15 protein-coding genes are annotated in these 17,657 nt (G+C 69.4%); 3 read left to right on the forward strand and 12 right to left on the reverse strand.

Annotated features, from left to right (window positions below):
* Nucleotides 1–16: 16 nt before the first annotated feature.
* From IG08_RS0127230 to IG08_RS0127260, 7 genes are all read right to left on the reverse strand, one after another.
* Complete coding sequence (locus IG08_RS0127230; protein WP_030607722.1) at nt 17–673, reverse strand: phosphatidylserine decarboxylase; 657 nt, start codon at nt 671–673, stop codon at nt 17–19.
* A 170-nt stretch (nt 674–843) separates the two neighbouring features.
* Entirely contained in the window at nt 844–2,049 is a 1,206-nt protein-coding gene (locus IG08_RS0127235; protein WP_030607725.1) for an acyl-CoA dehydrogenase family protein, read from the reverse strand.
* Between the two features lie 3 nt (nt 2,050–2,052).
* A complete protein-coding gene (locus IG08_RS0127240; protein WP_030607728.1) occupies nt 2,053–2,565 on the reverse strand; it encodes a MaoC family dehydratase in 513 nt (170 codons plus the stop codon).
* Between the two features lie 2 nt (nt 2,566–2,567).
* On the reverse strand, nt 2,568–3,527 hold the full coding sequence (locus IG08_RS0127245) for an HpcH/HpaI aldolase/citrate lyase family protein (RefSeq protein ID WP_030607730.1): 960 nt from the start codon (nt 3,525–3,527) through the stop codon (nt 2,568–2,570).
* Entirely contained in the window at nt 3,524–5,572 is a 2,049-nt protein-coding gene (locus IG08_RS0127250) for a protein meaA (RefSeq protein ID WP_030607733.1), read from the reverse strand. Before IG08_RS0127250 ends, IG08_RS0127245 begins: the two co-directional genes overlap by 4 nt.
* A gap of 17 nt (nt 5,573–5,589) precedes the next feature.
* Nucleotides 5,590–6,927 carry a crotonyl-CoA carboxylase/reductase gene (gene ccrA, locus IG08_RS0127255; protein ID WP_030607735.1) on the reverse strand — a complete coding sequence of 446 codons (1,338 nt, stop codon included), beginning with the start codon at nt 6,925–6,927 and terminating at the stop codon, nt 5,590–5,592.
* A gap of 392 nt (nt 6,928–7,319) precedes the next feature.
* Nucleotides 7,320–8,456 carry a CdaR family transcriptional regulator gene (locus tag IG08_RS0127260; protein WP_030607738.1) on the reverse strand — a complete coding sequence of 379 codons (1,137 nt, stop codon included), beginning with the start codon at nt 8,454–8,456 and terminating at the stop codon, nt 7,320–7,322.
* A 159-nt stretch (nt 8,457–8,615) separates the two neighbouring features.
* On the opposite strand from IG08_RS0127260, the gene IG08_RS0127265 reads away from it, so the two are divergent.
* A complete protein-coding gene (locus tag IG08_RS0127265; protein WP_030607739.1) occupies nt 8,616–9,965 on the forward strand; it encodes an MFS transporter in 1,350 nt (449 codons plus the stop codon).
* Nucleotides 9,962–11,191, forward strand: a complete 1,230-nt coding sequence (locus tag IG08_RS0127270) for an NAD(P)/FAD-dependent oxidoreductase (protein WP_030607742.1) — start codon at nt 9,962–9,964, stop codon at nt 11,189–11,191. Before IG08_RS0127265 ends, IG08_RS0127270 begins: the two co-directional genes overlap by 4 nt.
* 108 nt (nt 11,192–11,299) lie before the next feature.
* On the opposite strand, the gene IG08_RS0127275 is transcribed toward IG08_RS0127270, so the two are convergent.
* Nucleotides 11,300–12,109 carry a TetR family transcriptional regulator gene (locus IG08_RS0127275; protein ID WP_030607744.1) on the reverse strand — a complete coding sequence of 270 codons (810 nt, stop codon included), beginning with the start codon at nt 12,107–12,109 and terminating at the stop codon, nt 11,300–11,302.
* Between the two features lie 136 nt (nt 12,110–12,245).
* Nucleotides 12,246–14,051, reverse strand: a complete 1,806-nt coding sequence (locus tag IG08_RS0127280; protein ID WP_030607746.1) for a 3-hydroxyacyl-CoA dehydrogenase family protein — start codon at nt 14,049–14,051, stop codon at nt 12,246–12,248.
* A gap of 404 nt (nt 14,052–14,455) precedes the next feature.
* Here IG08_RS0127280 and IG08_RS0127285 point away from each other — a divergent pair, with 404 nt between their 5' ends.
* Nucleotides 14,456–15,031, forward strand: a complete 576-nt coding sequence (locus tag IG08_RS0127285) for an adenylosuccinate lyase (protein WP_030607748.1) — start codon at nt 14,456–14,458, stop codon at nt 15,029–15,031.
* 9 nt (nt 15,032–15,040) lie between these two features.
* Here the strand turns inward: IG08_RS0127285 and IG08_RS0127290 are convergent, their stop codons facing one another.
* Genes IG08_RS0127290 through IG08_RS0127300 form a run of 3 tightly spaced genes read right to left on the reverse strand, consistent with a single transcriptional unit; the run spans nt 15,041 to nt 17,598 of the window.
* Complete coding sequence (locus IG08_RS0127290; protein ID WP_030607751.1) at nt 15,041–15,565, reverse strand: GNAT family N-acetyltransferase; 525 nt, start codon at nt 15,563–15,565, stop codon at nt 15,041–15,043.
* A complete protein-coding gene (locus IG08_RS0127295; protein WP_030607752.1) occupies nt 15,562–15,960 on the reverse strand; it encodes a RidA family protein in 399 nt (132 codons plus the stop codon). Before IG08_RS0127295 ends, IG08_RS0127290 begins: the two co-directional genes overlap by 4 nt.
* A gap of 60 nt (nt 15,961–16,020) precedes the next feature.
* Nucleotides 16,021–17,598 carry an alpha/beta hydrolase gene (locus tag IG08_RS0127300; protein ID WP_030607754.1) on the reverse strand — a complete coding sequence of 526 codons (1,578 nt, stop codon included), beginning with the start codon at nt 17,596–17,598 and terminating at the stop codon, nt 16,021–16,023.
* Between the last annotated feature and the right edge of the window lie 59 nt (nt 17,599–17,657).

Genomic DNA, 17,657 nt, shown 5'->3' on the forward strand with positions numbered 1-17,657 from the left:
CGCCTGGGTCTCCGGATCAATCACGGTCAATGCGAGTCACCCCAGCCACGGTCTTCTGACCGACCTCGACCGCGACCTCAACGCCTTCCGGCAGGTAGATGTCGACGCGCGAGCCGAAGCGGATCAGACCGATGCGGTCGCCCTGCTCGACCTTCGTCCCCTGGGGGACGTAGGGAACGATGCGACGGGCCACCGCGCCGGCAATCTGGATCATCTCGATGTCACCGAGTTCGGTGTCGAAATGCCAGACTACGCGCTCGTTGTTCTCGCTCTCCTTGTTGAACGCCGGAACGAACCCACCCGGGACGTGCTCGACCGACGCCACCGTGCCGGAGAGCGGCGCGCGGTTGACGTGGACGTTGAGCGGGCTCATGAAGATCGCGACGCGGGTGCGGCCGTCCTTCCACGGCATGATGCTCTGCACCACACCGTCGGCGGGCGAGATGACCCGGCCCTGGGCGATCTCGCGCTCGGGGTCGCGGAAGAACCACAGCATGCCCGCCGCGAGCGCGGTGGCGGGCACGGCGACGGCCTTGGCGGCACCCGAGCGGCGGGCGCGGACCAGGCTGAGGGCTGCGGTGGCGACGGTCGGGAGAAGCCACGGCGATGCTCCGCGCGCGAGGCGTACGCCTGCCAGGCTGTCGCGTGGTGCAGAGGTTTGGCTGTGGGGCATGGATGACCTTCGTAGCGGATGATGCCGCGCTGTGACGGGGGACGGCGGCTTTCCCGGGATCGTACCGGTCGCGGGCCACAACTGGGTAAGCCAGGAAGCCGAGTCGGCGGCTGAACCGTGTTGACGGGGTGTGATCTTCTTCTCGAAGAAAACACCCCGAACTCGGACATCTAGCCTTGGAATCGATACTCTTCGAGCAGCCTGCGACCGATGATCATTTTCTGGATCTCGGCGGTACCTTCACCGATCAGCAGCATCGGGGCCTCGCGGTAGAGGCGCTCGATCTCGTACTCCTTGGAGAAGCCGTAGCCGCCGTGGATCCGGAAAGCGTCCTCCACGACCTCCTTGCAGTACTCGGAGGCGAGGTACTTCGCCATCCCTGCTTCAAGGTCGTTTCGTTCACCGGAGTCCTTTTTGCGTGCCGCGTTCACCATCATCGCATGGGCGGCCTCGACCTTGGTAGCCATCTCGGCGAGCTTGAACTGGATGGCCTGGTGCTGGGCGATCGGCTTGCCGAAGGTGTGACGCTGCTGGGCATACGAGACGCCCAGCTCGAACGCGCGCTGAGCGACGCCGCAGCCACGCGCCGCGACGTTGACGCGGCCGACTTCGACCCCGTCCATCATTTGGTAAAAACCTCGGCCGGTGACCCCGCCGAGCACGCGATCGGCCGGAAGTCGCAGGCCGTCCATGATCATCTCGGTGGTGTCGACACCCTTGTAGCCCATCTTGTCGATCTTCCCGGGGATGGTGAGGCCGGGGCGGACCTCTCCGAAGCCGGGCTCCTTCTCGATCAGGAAGGTCGTCATCGACTTGTGAGGCGCCGTGCCCTCGGGGTGTCCTTCGTCACTTCGGACGAGTACGGCGACCAGACTTGACGTTCCGCCGTTCGTCAGCCACATCTTCTGGCCGTTGAGGACGTACTCGTCGCCGTCCTTCACCGCCTTCGAGGTGATGGCCGACACGTCCGAGCCCAGGCCCGGCTCCGACATCGAGAACGCGCCCCGGATGTCGCCGGCCGCCATGCGCGGCAGGAAGTGGTCCTTCTGCTCCTGCGTGCCGTGCTGCTTGAGCATGTACGCCACGATGAAGTGGGTGTTGATGATGCCGGAGACCGACATCCAGCCGCGGGCGATCTCCTCGACACACAGCGCGTACGTCAGGAGCGACTCGCCCAGACCGCCGTACTCCTCCGGGATCATCAGGCCGAACAGGCCCAACTCCTTGAGGCCGTCGACGATCTGCTGCGGGTACTCGTCGCGGTGCTCCAGCCCGGTGGCGACCGGGATGATCTCCTTGTCCACGAAGTCGCGGACGGTGGAGAGGATTTCCTGCTGGATGTCGGTCAGACCGGCGGTCTGGGCAAGTCGCGCCATGGCTTACTTCTCCTGCTGCTTGAGCTCCGGGCGGCCGGGCTGCTCGCCGCCGCGCTCCTTGATGTACGTCTCGGTCGGCACCAGCACCTTGCGGCGGAACACGCAGACCAGCGTGCCGTCCTGCTTGTAGCCCTTGGTCTCGACGTGGACGATGCCGCGGTCGTTCTTCGACTTGGACGGCCACTTGTCGAGCACGGTCGTCTCGCCGTAGATCGTGTCACCGTGGAAGGTCGGCGCCACGTGCTTCAGCGACTCGATCTCCAGGTTGGCGATCGCCTTGCCGGAGACGTCCGGCACGGACATGCCGAGCAGCAGGGAGTAGATGTAGTTCCCGACGACGACGTTCCTGCCGAAGTCCGTCGTCTTCTCCGCATAGTTGGTGTCCATGTGGAGCGGGTGGTGGTTCATGGTGAGGAGACAGAAGAGGTGGTCGTCGTACTCCGTGACCGTCTTCCCGGGCCAGTGCTTGTAGACCGCCCCGACCTCGAACTCCTCGTAGGTGCGCCCGAACTGCATGCTCACGCCTCCGGAATCTCGAACTTGCTGGTGCGCTGCATGCCGGCGGCGCGGCCCTTGCCGGAGATGACCAGGGCCATCTTGCGGCTGGCCTCGTCGATCATCTCGTCGCCGAGCATCGCCGAGCCCTTCTTGCCGCCCGCCTCGGACGTGCAGTAGTCGTACGCGTCCAGGATCAGCTCGGCGTGGTCGAAGTCCTCCTGCGAGGGCGAGAAGATCTCGTTGGACGCCTCGACCTGGCCCGGGTGCAGCACCCACTTGCCGTCGAAGCCGAGGGCCGCGGCGCGCTGGGCGACCTCGCGGTAGCCGTCGATGTTGCGGATCTGCAGGTAGGGGCCGTCGATCGCCTGGAGGTCGTTGGCGCGGGCGGCCATCAGGATCTTCATCAGGATGTAGTGGTAGGCGTCCGCCGGGTAGCCGGGCGGCTGCTCACCCACGACGAGCGACTTCATGTTGATCGACGCCATGAAGTCGGCCGGGCCGAAGATGATCGTCTCGACGCGCTGGGACGCCGTGGCGATCTCGTTGACGTTGTTGAGGCCCTGGGCGTTCTCGATCTGCGCCTCGATGCCGATCTTGCCGACCTCGAAGCCCATCGTCTTCTCGATCTGCGTCAGCAGGAGGTCGAGGGCGACGACCTGCTGGGCCGTCTGGACCTTCGGCAGCATGATGCAGTCGAGGTTCTGGCCGGCACCCTCGACGACCGTGACGACGTCGCGGTACGTCCACTCGGTCGTCCAGTCGTTGACGCGCACGACCCTCGTCTTGCCGGTCCAGTCACCCTCGTTGAGGAACTTGACGATGGTGTGCCGCGCCTCGGGCTTGGCGAGCGGGGCGCACGCGTCCTCCAGGTCGAGGAAGACCTGGTCCGCCGGGAGGCCCTGCGCCTTCTCCAGGAAGCGGGGGTTGCTTCCCGGCACCGCGAGACACGAGCGGCGGGGACGCAGACGGTTGACGGTCATGCGGGGACCTCCAGGGGGTCGAGCTTGTTCGCTTTCCGGATCTCGTCGACGATGCGGCCGATGATTCCGGTGATGTCGAAGTCCTTCGGGGTGAAGACCGCGGCCACGCCCGCAGCCCTGAGCTGCTCGGCGTCACCATTGGGGATGATCCCACCGGCGATGACAGGTATATCTGTGGCACCGGCCACACGGAGCCGCTCCAGCACGTCCGGCACCAGCTGGGCGTGCGAGCCGGACAGGATGGACAGGCCGACCGCGTGCACGTCCTCCGCGATGGCCGCGTCCACGATCTGCTCGGGCGTCAGCCGGATGCCCTGGTAGACCACCTCGAAGCCCGCGTCACGCGCGCGTACGGCGATCTGCTCGGCGCCGTTGGAGTGTCCGTCCAGGCCCGGCTTGCCGACCAGGAAGCGCAGCTTGCCGACGCCCATGTCCTTCGCCGTCAGGTCGACCTTGCGGCGGACGTCGGCCATGGCCGAGCCCTCCTCCGCCGGGACCGCCACCGGCGCCGACGAGACGCCGGTCGGGGCGCGGAACTCGCCGAACACCTCGCGCAGGGCCCCGGACCACTCGCCGGTCGTGACACCGGCGCGGGCGCACTCCAGGGTGGCCTCCATGAGGTTGCCGGTGCCCTTGGCGGCCTCCTTCAGCTTCTCCAGCGCCTTGCAGGGGCGCGGGTGGTTGAAGGGCGGCTGGTAGCGGGTGTCGCGCCAGTGCTGGAGTCCCGCGATCACCCGGGCCTCGACGGCCGGGTCGACCGTCTGGATCGCGGTGTCCAGGTCGGACGTCAGCGGGTTCGGCTCGGTCGTCTCGAAGATGTTGACGCCGATGATCTTCTCCTGGCCGGACTCGATACGCGCCCGGCGCTCGGCGTGCGAGGAGACGAGCTGCGACTTGAGATAGCCCGACTCGACGGCGGCCATCGCGCCGCCCATCTCCTGGATCCGGTCGATCTCGGCGAGGGACTCCTCGACCAGCTTCTCGACCTTCGCCTCGATCACCTTCGAGCCCTCGAAGATGTCCTCGTACTCCAGCAGGTCGCTCTCGTGGGCGAGCACCTGCTGGATGCGCAGCGACCACTGCTGGTCCCAGGGGCGGGGCAGGCCCAACGCCTCGTTCCAGGCCGGGAGTTGGACGGCACGCGCGCGTGCGTCCTTCGAGAGGGTCACAGCCAGCATCTCGAGGACGATCCGCTGGACGTTGTTCTCCGGCTGCGCCTCGGTCAGTCCCAGGGAGTTGACCTGGACGCCGTACCGGAAACGGCGCTGCTTGGCGTTCTCGATGCCGTAGCGCTCGCGCGTGACCTTGTCCCAGATGCGGCCGAAGGCGCGCATCTTGCACATCTCCTCGATGAACCGGACGCCCGCGTTCACGAAGAAGGAGATGCGCGCGACGACGTCGCCGAACTTCTCCTCCGGCACCTGACCGGAGTCGCGGACGGCGTCCAGCACCGCGATCGCCGTCGACATCGCGTACGCGATCTCCTGGACCGGCGTGGCGCCCGCCTCCTGCAGGTGGTAGCTGCAGATGTTGATCGGGTTCCACTTCGGGATGTGGGAGACCGTGTACGCGATCATGTCGGTCGTCAGACGGAGGGAGGGTCCCGGCGGGAACACGTGCGTGCCGCGGGACAGGTACTCCTTGACGATGTCGTTCTGGGTCGTGCCCTGGAGCTGGGTGATGTCCGCACCCTGCTCCTCGGCGACGACCTGGTAGAGCGCCAGCAGCCACATGGCGGTGGCGTTGATCGTCATCGAGGTGTTCATCTGCTCCAGGGGGATGTCCTGGAACAGCCGGCGCATGTCACCGAGGTGCGCGATCGGCACACCGACCCGGCCGACCTCGCCGCGGGCGAGGATGTGGTCGGAGTCGTAGCCGGTCTGTGTCGGCAGGTCGAACGCGACCGACAGACCGGTCTGGCCCTTGGCGAGGTTGCGCCGGTACAGCTCGTTGGACGCCTCGGCCGTGGAGTGACCGGCGTACGTGCGCATGAGCCACGGCCGGTCCTTCTCCCGCTTGCCTTCGGCGGGCTGACGCTCAGTCATCTATGACCCCGGGTGTCTCAGATGTTGCGGAAGCGGTTGATGCCGTCGATGTGCTTGGCGCGCATCTCCTCGTCGCGCACGCCCAGGCCCTCCTCGGGGGCCAGGCACAGCACGCCGACCTTGCCCTGGTGGAGGTTGCGGTGCACGTCGTAGGCGGCCTGGCCGGTCTCCTCCAGGGAGTACACCTTGGACAGAGTCGGGTGGATCTTGCCCTTCGCGACGAGCCGGTTGGCCTCCCAGGCCTCGCGGTAGTTGGCGAAGTGCGAGCCGATGATCCGCTTCAGGGACATCCACAGGTAGCGGTTGTCGTACTCGTGGTTGAAGCCCGAGGTCGAGGCGCAGGTGACGATCGTGCCGCCCTTGCGCGTCACGTACACGGAGGCGCCGAAGGTCTCGCGGCCCGGGTGCTCGAAGACGATGTCGACGTCCTCGCCGCCCGTGAGCTCGCGGATGCGCTTGCCGAAGCGCTTCCACTCGCGCGGGTCCTGGTTGTGCTCGTCCTTCCAGAACTTGTAGTCCTCGGCGTTGCGGTCGATGATCGCCTCCGCGCCCATCGCGCGGCAGATGTCCGCCTTCTGAGGGCTGGAGACGACGCAGATGGGGTTGGCGCCGCCGGCCAGAGCGAACTGCGTGGCGTACGAGCCGAGGCCGCCGCTCGCGCCCCAGATCAGGACGTTGTCGCCCTGCTTCATGCCGGCGCCGTTGCGGGAGACCAGCTGCCGGTACGCGGTCGAGTTCACGAGCCCCGGAGCGGCGGCCTCCTCCCAGCTGAGGTGGTCCGGCTTGGGCATCAGCTGGTTGGACTTGACGAGCGCGATCTCGGCGAGGCCGCCGAAGTTGGTCTCGAAGCCCCAGATGCGCTGCTCGGGGTCGAGCATCGTGTCGTTGTGGCCGTCGGAGGACTCCAGCTCGACGGAGAGGCAGTGCGCGACGACCTCGTCACCGGGCTTCCAGGCGTTGACGCCCGGGCCGGTGCGCAGGACGACGCCCGCGAGGTCGGAGCCGATGATGTGGTACGGCAGGTCGTGCCGCTTGGTGAGCTCGCTGAGCTTGCCGTAGCGCTCCAGGAACCCGAAGGTCGACAGCGGCTCGAAGATCGAGGTCCACACGGAGTTGTAGTTGACCGAGGAGGCCATCACGGCCACCAGGGCCTCGCCCGGGCCGAGCTCGGGCAGCGCCACCTCGTCGAGGTGGATCGACTTGCGCGGGTCCTTGTCGCGGGTCTCGAGACCCGCGAACATCTCCGTCTCGTCCTTGTGCACGGTGATCGCGCGGTACGACTCGGGGAGCGGCAGAGCGGCGAAGTCGGCCGGAGTCGAGTCCGGCGACTGGATCGCGTCCAGGATGTCCTTCACGGTCACGGTGTTGCCTCCGGCGATACGCGTCCTGAGGGAGGGACGCTGAGGGTTACGTCGGTGTGCTGCTGAGGGTTTTGAGAAATGCCGTCGGTTCGGCGGTGGTGCTGTTCGGCAGCGCTTTGTGGCGCGGGAGGTTGCCTGTGACGCAGGCGTCCGGGCGCTCGGGCTGGGGGTCCCCCAGGCCTTTAGGGGGCACTGGGGGAGGCCTGAGGGGACAGCCGACGTGCGAATGGTCTCTGCACGCCGGCCGCCCGGACTCCTTCAAGGTATGACACCGCGTGTCACCCTGCAAGGCACTGAGTGCCAGAGATTGCTCTCAGATGAAATCTTTACGTAACAAATGAGCGATGATCGATCAAAGCTACCGGTGAGTAGGGATCAATCGGACGCTATAGGACATCGGCCAGACAGGCCAGGTAGAGCGCCATCGCCGTACGCGGTTCGCGCACTCCGCGCCCGCTCAGCTCCTCGATCTTCGTCAGCCGGTACAGCAGCGTGTTGCGGTGGACGGCGAGCCGTTCGGCCGTACGGACGAGGTGGAAGCCGCACTCGGCCCACGCGACGAGCGTGTCCCGCAGCACCGGCCAGTCCTCGCGCTCGCGCAATCCGGACAGCAGGGCCGCCGCGTACCGGACGCGTTCCTGGCGCACCGCCGCGGCGACCAGTTGCGGCACCCGCAGCTCCGCCACGGCGAAGACACGCCGGTCCGGCTCCAGCCGGGTCCCGGTACGCAGTGCCATCGCCGCGTCCCGGTAGGAGCCGTGCATCCCGGCGACGCCCCGTCCCGGCTCGCCCACTCCCACGCGCGCGTCCAGCCCGTGCCGCTCGCGGACGCGGTCGACCAGCGCGGAGCACCGCTCGGCCGGCCCGTGCGCGGATCTCGGCGAGGCGTGCAGCACCGCGTACCGTCCGGCGGCGAGCTCCCCGGCCACGTCCTGCCCGCCGCCGAAGACCTCCCGCACGGTCCGCATCAACGACATCCGCGAGACCCCGCCCGCCCGCACGTCCAACACCACACAGGTGCGGGGCAGCCGCGGGTCCAGACCCAGCTCGGTGAGCCGCGCCTCGACCGTCTCGGCGTCGACGACCTCGGGGTCGTAGAGCGCGATGTCCCGTACGCAGTCGTCGACCGCCCGCTCGTGCAGCAGCCGGGAGCGCAGCAGGGCCGCCTCCTCCAGGAGGATCTCGGTCTGCCGCTGCACCACGAGCCCGAACCGGCGTACCTCGTCCGGGTCGCCGGTCAGGCACACCGTGCCCACCGCCGCCGCGCCGACGATGATCGGCAGACTCATCCCCGACAGCACCCCGCGCAGCCGCCGCGCCTGTTCGGCGGTGTGCGTGGCGGAGCGCCGGGTGCGCAGCACTTCGTACGAAGCCTCGTGGACGGTGCCGAGCCGGCCGGCGTCCCCGCAGCCGATGACCACCGCCTCGCGGTCGGTGATCAGCACGTTGAAGCCGGTGATCCGCCCGATGTCGCAGGCGATCTCCTGGGCCAGTTCAGGGGTGAGCACGTCGCCGACTGCCATGTACGGAACGTACAGGCGGCGGGCGTGAACACGGGAGACCGATCGTGCACTTCGTACGATGACTCCGAGCTCCGGGATCTCTACCTTCTCTGGTCAACGGGCGGCCCGCACCCACCCCTCCACCACAGTCCCCCTCCCCAGGATCCCCAGGAGACGGTCATGCCCGCTTCACTGGAGAAGTCCCGCCCCACCAGAACCAGTTGGCTCATCACCCTGTACGCCGGCGGCGGCGAGTTCTGCGACGGCTACATCCTCAGCATCATCGGCGTCGCCCTCCCGCTCATCACCGGCGACTTCGGCCTCGGCTCCACCATGTCGGGGCTCGTCGGATCGGCCTCGCTGATCGGCATGTTCGTCGGCGGACTCGTCTTCGGATACGTCACCGACCGCATCGGCCGGCAGAAGGTCTACCTCCTCGACATCATGGCGTTCATCGTGCTGTCCGCCGCCCAGTACTTCGCGCCCGACCCCTGGACGCTCACGCTCCTGCGGTTCGCCATGGGCATCGCGATCGGCGCCGACTTCGCGATCGCGGGCACCATCGCCTCCGAGTTCGCGCCCCGGAAGTCCCGTGGTCCGCTGCTCGTCGTCATGGTCACCATGTGGTCGGTCGGGGCGGCCACCGCGTACGTCGTCGGCTGGCTGATGATGCGCTCCGGGCACGACGACTGGCGCTGGATGATGGCCAGCAGCGCGATCCCGGCCGCGCTGATCCTGCTGCTGCGGTTCGGCACGCCCGAGTCCCCGCGCTGGCTGATGAGCCAGGGGCGGACGGCGGAGGCCCAACAGGTCGTCCGCCAAATGCTCGGCCCGGACGCCGACTTGAGCGACCTGGAGGCCGAGACCACCACCCGCAGCCGCTACACCGACATCTTCCAGGGCGTCTATCTGCGCCGCACGGTCTTCGTCGGCGTCTTCTGGGCCTGCCAGCTGCTGCCGATCTACGCCATCACGACCTACGAGCCGACCATCCTGACCTCGCTCGGACTGGAGCACGGCAACACCGCGTACCTGGGCGCGGTGGCGCTGCAGATCTTCTACATCATCGGTTCGCTCTCCGGGATCCTCTTCGTCAACAAGGGCCGCAGGCCCCTGCTGTTGTGGAGCTTCGCGCTGTCGGCCGTACCGCTGCTCGGACTCTCGCTGCTGGCCGACCCGAGCCCGGCCGCAGTCCTGGTGCTGTTCGCGGTGTTCGGCGTGGCGTCCTTCTCCAGCCAGTGCCTGCAGGCCATCTACCCGTCCGAGCTGTTCCCGACCGGCGTACGGGCCACCGCCAACGGCTTCGCGACCGGCGCCAGCCGTATCGGGGCCGCCATCGGCACCTGGGGCGCCCCCGTGGTCCTCGCCCACAGCACCCGTCTCGCCATGCTGCTCGGCGCGCTGATCTGCGGGGTCGGCTGGCTGGTGTCGTACCGGCTCGCCCCCGAGACCAGCGGCAAGAGCCTCGCGGAGTCGAGCGGCGACGGGACCACCGCCCCCTCCCTGCCTGCCGTGAAGGAGCTTTCGTGAGGCCTGCTTCCGTCCTCGTCGTCGGCGGCGGTGTCGTCGGCCTGGCCTGTGCGCACTATCTCGGCCGGGCCGGGCTGAAGGTCACCGTGCTGGAACGGGACCGGCTCGGCAGCGGGGCCTCCCGCGGCAACGCCGGCGAGGTCTGCCCCGACCTCGTCGAACCGCTGGGAGCGCCGGGCGTCGCGGTCAGGGCACTGACCGGGATGGTCAAGCCGGCCAGTCCCCTGTGGATCAACCCGGTACCGAGCATCCAGCTGGTCCGCTTCCTGGCCCGCCTCGGACTGCGCAGCACCGCCCGCCACTACGGCGCCGGGGCCGCGTCGCTCGCCGCGCTCGCCGAGGACACCTTCGAGCTGTTCGAGGAGTTGGAGGCGCTCGGTGTGGACGGCGGGGCCGAGAAGGACGGTTTCCTGTTCGCGTATCCGTCGTACGAGGACGCGGCGCACGGGCTGGCGGGCTTCCGCCGGCTCGGTGCGCCGGTCGGCGGTCTGCTGCGGGGGCCCGCCCTGTCCGAACGGGAACCGGCCCTGGGCCCTGCCGCCCACGCCGGGTTCCTCGTGGAGCGCCAATGGTCCCTGGATCCGGGGCAGTTCGTGGACACGCTCGCCGAGCGGCTGCGGCGGGACGGGGCCGAGCTGGTGGAGGGCGCGCGGGTCACGGGGGTCCGTGAGGACGGGCGAGGTGTTCAGGTGCGCACGAGCGCGGGGACGTACGGCGCGGACGCCGTCGTGATCGCGGCCGGGGTCTGGTCCCGCGAGGTGTGCCGCTCGCTGGGTGTACGGATCGATCTCGCCCCGGGCAAGGGGTACAGCTTCTCGGTCCTGGCCGAGCCGCTGCCGCGCCGCCTGGTGCACCTGGGCTCGGCCAAGGCGGTCCTCACGCCGCTCGGCAAGAGGGTCCGGGTCGCCGGGACGATGGAGTTCGACCGCGACCCGGACCGCTTCCGGCAGGGCCGCGTCGACGCCATCGTCACGGCCGCGCGGCCGTATTTGCCGGGCGCGGACTGGGACCGGCGCGAGCAGGAGTGGATGGGCCCGCGCCCGATGACCCCGGACGGCCTGCCCCTCATCGGCCCGCTGCCCGGCCGCCCGCGCATCCTCCTCGCCACCGGCCACAACATGCTGGGCCTGATGCTGGCCCCGGCAACGGGCCGCCTGGTGACGGGCTTGGTGACGGGGGAGGGGGGCGGGGAGCTGGCGGCGCGTTTCACGCCTATGCGGAGGTAAGCGGTACTGGCGAACTCCGAGCGCGACAAGCGCCCCTCAGGGGCGCGGGGAACTGCGCGACCAGCCACGAACGGCGCCGCACCCGATTGACGACCCATCACGGCACTTTCAACGGTCCTTCAGGGCCTGCTCAATCGTGCGCATCACTTCGTCCAGCGGCGCATCGGTCCGAGCCACCGTCACCAGAACCTCCCCGTGCGTCGTGGCGGAGGCGGGCGCCGGCCGGGGCGTGCTCTCCCGGCCGGCCCCGATCCCCGAGATGAACGCCTTCCGCACGATCGAGAACGCGTGGTCCAGCTGCGTCTCCACGTCCCCCTGCCCCCCGGCCCGCAGCCAACGCCGCAGGACGTGGTTGTGGGCGGTGACCACGGCGGACGCGGCGACCTCCGCCAGCAGCGGATCGTCGTTCGCGTCATCGTCATGCGCGTGCTCGTCGAAGTGACCGAGGAGATACCGGGTGAAGAGACGCTCGTAGCGGGCCACCGACGCGATCTCCGCCTCGCGCAGAGTCGGCACCTCGCGCGTGAGCTTGTAGCGGGCGACCGAGATCTCCGGCCGGGCCGCGTACATCCGCATGACCTCCTTGATGCCCCGGCACACCGTGTCGAGCGGGTGCTCGTGCGCCGGGGCGGCGTTGAGCACGGCCTCCGCGCGGATCAACGTGTCGTCGTGGTCGGGGAAGATCGCCTCTTCCTTGGACCGGAAATGGCGGAAGAACGTGCGGCGCGCGACCCCGGCCTGGGCCGCGATCTCGTCGACGGTGGTCGCCTCGTACCCCTTGGTCGCGAACAGCTCCATCGCCGCGGCCGCCAGTTCTCGGCGCATCTTGAGCCGCTGCGCGGCGGCGCGACTGCCTGCGGCACTTTCCGGCGCGTCGGGCGTGGCTGGTGTACGTGAGGACTTGGCGGGCTGGGACATGACCCGAACGTACTGCATGTGCGCAGGGTAGTGCGCATGTCCGGGGGTCCCCCCGCCCTGTGCGGGCGGGGGTCCTCCAGCGGGGTCGAGCAGTCCGCCCCACTCCGCGTCGTCTCTCAACCAGTCGCCCGTACGCTCAGCGCCGGGCATATTCGCGGAAGCCACGGCCCGTCTTCCGGCCGAGGCAGCCCGCGGCCACCAGGTGCTCCAGGAGCGGGGCCGGGGCGAGGCCCGGGTCGCGGAACTCACGGTGCAGGACCTTCTCGATCGCGAGGGAGACATCGAGCCCGACGACGTCCAGGAGCTCGAAGGGCCCCATCGGGTAGCCGCCGCCCAGCTTCATCGCCGCGTCGATGTCGTCGAGGGTCGCGTAGTGCTCCTGGACCATCTTGATCGCGTTGTTGAGGTACGGGAAGAGCAGGGCGTTCACGATGAAGCCCGCACGGTCACCGCAGTCGACCGCGTGCTTCTTGATCTTGACGCAGACCTCGCGGACCGTCGAGTGGACGTCCTCCGCCGTCAGCACCGTACGGACGACCTCGACCAGCTTCATCGCCGGCGCCGGGTTGAAGAAGTGCATGCCGATCACGTCCTGCGGACGCGAGGTGGCGCGGGCGCAGGCGACGACGGGCAGCGAGGAGGTCGTGGTGGCCAGGACCGCGCCCGGCTTGCAGACCTTGTCCAGCGCCTGGAACAGCTGCTGCTTGATCTCCAGGTCCTCGGCGACGGCCTCGACGGCCAGGTCGACGTCGGCGAAGGCGTCGTAGGAACCCGCCGCGGTGATGCGGTCCAGGGTCTGCGCGGCCGCCTCGGCGGTCAGCCGCCCCTTGTCGACGGAGCGCGCGAGCGACTTGCCGATACGGGCCTTGGCGACCTGCGCCTTCTCCTCGCTGCGGGCGGCGAGCACGACCTCGTACCCGGCCTTGGCGAAGACCTCGGCGATGCCGGACGCCATGGTGCCGGAGCCCGCGACACCGACGGAGCGGACCGGACGGGCGGGGGTCCCGGTGCCGCCGGCGACGGGCGTCAGGGTGTCCGGCACGACCGTCGCGCTGCCCGGAGCCTCGTACGTGTAGAAGCCGCGGCCCGACTTACGGCCGCTCAGGCCCGCCTCGCTGAGCTGCTTGAGGACCGGGGCGGGGGCGTGCAGCCGGTCGTGGGACTCGGCGTACATGGCCTCCAGGACCGTGCGCGCGGTGTCGATGCCGATCAGGTCGAGCAGGGCGAGCGGCCCCATCGGCAGCCCGCAGCCGAGCCGCATCGCGGCGTCGATGTCCTCGCGGGAGGCGTACTTCGCCTCGTACATCGCGGCCGCCTGGTTGAGGTAGCCGAACAGCAGCCCGTCGGCGACGAATCCGGGCCGGTCGCCGACCGCCACGGGCTCCTTGCCGAGGTCGAGGGCGAGGTTGGTGACCGCGGTGACCGCGGTCGGCGCGGTCAGCACCGAGGAGACGACCTCGACCAGCTTCATCGCCGGCGCCGGGTTGAAGAAGTGCATGCCGAGCACGCGCTCGGGACGGGCCGAGTCGGCGGCCAGGCGCGTGACGGAGAGGGCGTTGGTGCCGGTCGCCAGGATCGTCTCGGGGCGCACGATCCCGTCGAGCTCGCGGAAGATCTGGTGCTTGATCTCGTACGACTCCGGAACCACCTCGATGACCAGGTCGGCGTCGGCGGCGGTGCGCAGGTCGGTGGAGGTGCGGACGCGGGCGAGGACGTCCGCGCGCTCCTGCTCGGTCAGCCGGCCGCGCTCCACGGCGCGGGCGGTCGAGGCCTCCAGGGCGGCGACGGCCTGGGCGGCCGCGGCCTCGCTGATGTCGATGCCGACGACCTCGCGGCCGGCCTTGGCCAGGACCTCGGCGATGCCGGTGCCCATGGTGCCGAGACCGACGACGGCAATGGTCTTGAGCGGGGACAGAGGGGTGTCGGACAGGGGAGTGGCCATCGCGGACTCCAGGAATGAGGGTGACGACTGGGAACGCGCCCGGGTGCGCCGGGGGAGTCCGACCGAGGCCGAACCGGTCCGAAAGGCGCACCGGGTGCGTGAGAAGGAGTGCGGGTGTTGCCGGGCTGCGAGCGCACACGCCCGGTGCCGTCGGTGCGGGCGTGCACACGCCCGAAGAGAACGGCGGAGATCGACCGGCCCTGTCCCAAAGCCGGGTCGTACTGCGGTACGTGAGGTACCGAACCGACCAACACTCGCGGTGGCTGCGTCACCAGGCCACCACAAGCAAATCCGCGAGTGGGTAACTCGCTCGTCTGAGCTTAACCCGTGGGTAACGAGCGCGCCAGCCCCCGAGTTTGTGATGTAGGTCCCGCGCCCCGGACGACACGCCTAATCTCGGCTTCATGGACGAAGAGTTGCGATCACTCACGGAGCGTTTACGGCAGGAGTCGGGAGCGACGGCCGCCTACGACCGTCTCGCGGCGACGGAGGACCTCGACGAGCTGGCCGGAATACTGACCGAGCCCGGACAGCCGCTGTGGGCACGCGAACTGGCCGCGTTCCGGTTGGGGTTCGCCGGTGACCGACGCGCCTTCGAGTCCCTCGTACTGTTCCTGAACCACCGTGACCCGCAGCGCTGCGCCTCCGCCGCCCAGGCCCTGGCCCGCCTCGGTGACCCGCGCACCGCCCGTGCGGCCGCCGCCCTCGCCACCAACGAACTGCGCGTCGCCTACGCCCTGCACCCGGTCCGGCTCCTCGCCGACCTGCGCGCCCCCGAGTCCGTACCCGCGCTGATCACCACTCTGGAACGCCGGCTGCGTCCGTACGACCCCCACCGGCGGGTGGCGCTCGCCTGCGTGGAAGGGCTCGGCTCGCTCGGTGACGCCCGCGCCAGAGCCGTACTCAACGAGGCACTCGCGCACCCGGTGCTGGCGGAAGCGGCCGTGCACGCGCTGGCGCGGATTCCGAAGCCGCGGTGAGGTGAGCCGTCAGCCCGGCAGCTCCCGCGCATACCGCACCTCGGGCACCGGAACGCCGTCCACCTCGAAGGGCTCCTCGGCGCCGTCGGCGTGGAACCCCGCCCGCTCGTAGAAGCCGCGGGCGGGGGCGTTGCCCTTGAGGACCCAGAGGTACATGCGTTGGTGCCCGGCGGTCGTGCAACGCCGTAGGGACTCCTGGAGCAGGGCGTGACCGATGCCGCTGCCGAATCGGTCCGGATCCACGTAGATGGCGTACAACTCGGCGTCCTCGGTGCGCAGTTCACCGTCCCGGTACAGCCCGTGGCAGGCCCAGCCGAGAATCTCGCCGCCCTGTTCGGCGACGAGGTTCAGCACGCTGCCGTCGCCCTGCCCGAACCGGGCGCGGTGGTGCTCGGCATCCTCGGCCGCACTGAGCGCGTCGAGGAACGGCTGCGGCATGAGGCCGCGGTACGCGGTCTGCCAGCCACGGATGCGGATCTCGGCCACGGGGCCGCAGTCGGCGATCGTCATCTCCCGGACCCGGAGTCCGGTCATGGACCCACCACCGCGAACGCCTCGATCTCCATCAGGAACTCGGGTCGCACCAGCGAGGCGACCTGCACCGCCGAGGCGGCCGGCAGGCGGTCGTCGGGTATGTGCTCGGCGCGGGCCGCGCGGATCGCGGGCATGTGCGCCATGTCCGTGACGAAGTAGGTGAGTTTGACGACCTCGTCGAAGGTCGCGCCGGCGGCGGCCAGGCAGCGCCGGAGGTTCTCGAAGACCTGGCGGGCCTGGGCGGCCGGGTCGCCCTCGCCGACGAGCTTGCCGACCTCGTCCAGGGCGAGCTGGCCGGAGATCGCTACGAAGCGGCCGGTGCCCATGACGACGTGGGTGTACGCGGCGGCGGGGGCGACTCCGTCGGGGGCGGGGATCCTCGTCAGCTCACTCATGCGTCCATGGTGGACCATGGGTCCGACATCGCCCCCGACGGGCCGTCAGTCACTCACTGCTCAGCCGCGGAAGCCGAGCAGCCCGTGCAGCGCCGAGCCGCGCGCCGATGTCGACGCCGCCTTCGAGGTCAGCGGTTTCGGATCGGGCATCGCCTTGCACACGGCGTCGACCTCGCCGCCGCTGCGCGGCACCGAACCGTCGGTCAGGTACGCCGTCAGGTACTTGTCCAGGCAGGCGTTCCCGCTCAGCGTGATGCCGTGGTTCCCGCCGCCCTGCTCGACGACGAAGCTGGAACCGGCCAGCAGACGATGGACCGTCGCGCCGCCCTCGTACGGGGTGGCCGCGTCGCCCGTCGCCTGGAACAGCAGCGTCGGCGGCAGCTTGCCGTTGGCGATGTTCACCGGCTGCAGCGACTCCGTCGGCCAGAACGCGCACGGCGCGTTGTACCAGGCGTTGCTCCAGGCCATGAACGGCGCCTTCTCGTACACCGCCCAGTTGTCCTTCCGCCACTGGCTCCAGTCACGCGGCCAGGAGGCGTCACGGCACTGGACGGACGCGTAGATGCTGTAGCCGTTGTCCCCGGACGCGTCGACGGCGGCGAAGGCCTCGTACGCCTCGACCAGCGGGTCGGCGTTCTTGTCGTTGACGTACGCCGCGAACGCCTCGGCCAGGTAGGGCCAGTACCCGTTGTAGTAGCCGCCGGGGCCGAAGGTCTCCTCGAACTCGGAGGCACCGACCTTCCCGCCCGCCGGCTTCTTGGCGAGCGCCGCCCGCACCGCGTACCACTTGGCCTCGACCTTGGCCGGGTCGGTGCCGAGCTTGTACGTGGAGTCGTACTTGGCGATCCACGCCATCAGCGCCCGGTGCCGGTCGTTGAAGGCGTAGTCCTGGGTGATGTTGTCGTCGTACCAGACACCGGTCGGGTCGACGATCGAGTCCAGGACCAGGCGCCGCACCCGCTCCGGGAAGAGCTTGGCGTAGACCGCGCCCAGGTACGTGCCGTACGAGTAACCGAAGTAGTTGATCCGCTTCGCACCCAGCGCCGCGCGGATCGAGTCCATGTCCTGCACGGCCTGGACCGTGTTGATGTACGGCAGCACGGTCGCGTACTTCTTGCCACAGGCGTCGGCGAAGGACTTGACGCGCTCGAGGTTGGCCTTCTCGAGCGCGGGCGTGCTCGGCACGGAGTCCGGGCGCCCCGGGTTGAAATGGCCGGGCTTGCAGTTCAGTGCGGGCTTGCTCGCGCCCACTCCGCGCGGGTCGAAGCCGATGACGTCGTACTGGGCCGCGACGGCCTTGGACAGGCCGGAGGCGATGAACCCGGCGAACGTCACACCGCTGCCGCCGGGGCCGCCGGGGTTGACCAGCAGCGGGCCCTGGTACTTCTTCGCGGTGTGCGGGACGCGGGACAGCGCGAGCGTGATCTGCTTCCCCTGCGGGTTCGCGTGGTCCAGCGGCACCTTGAGGGACGCGCACTGGAGCGTCGGATAGTCGGTGGTGCCGCACTTCTTCCAGCTGAGTTTCGCGGCCTGAACGCTTTCCGTGGTCTGCGGAGCGCTCGCGCCGGCGGGGACGGCCGTGACGGTCCCGGCCACGACGACGACGGCGCCGCACAGCACTGCTGCGCGTTTTCTCATGGGGTCCTCCCAGGACGGAGGGTTTCGGACCGCGAGGGTCACGGTCCACGCCGCATCGT

The sequence above is a fragment of the Streptomyces fulvoviolaceus genome (genome assembly GCF_000718165.1).
In the GTDB taxonomy this organism is placed as follows: Bacteria; Actinomycetota; Actinomycetes; order Streptomycetales; family Streptomycetaceae; genus Streptomyces; species Streptomyces fulvoviolaceus.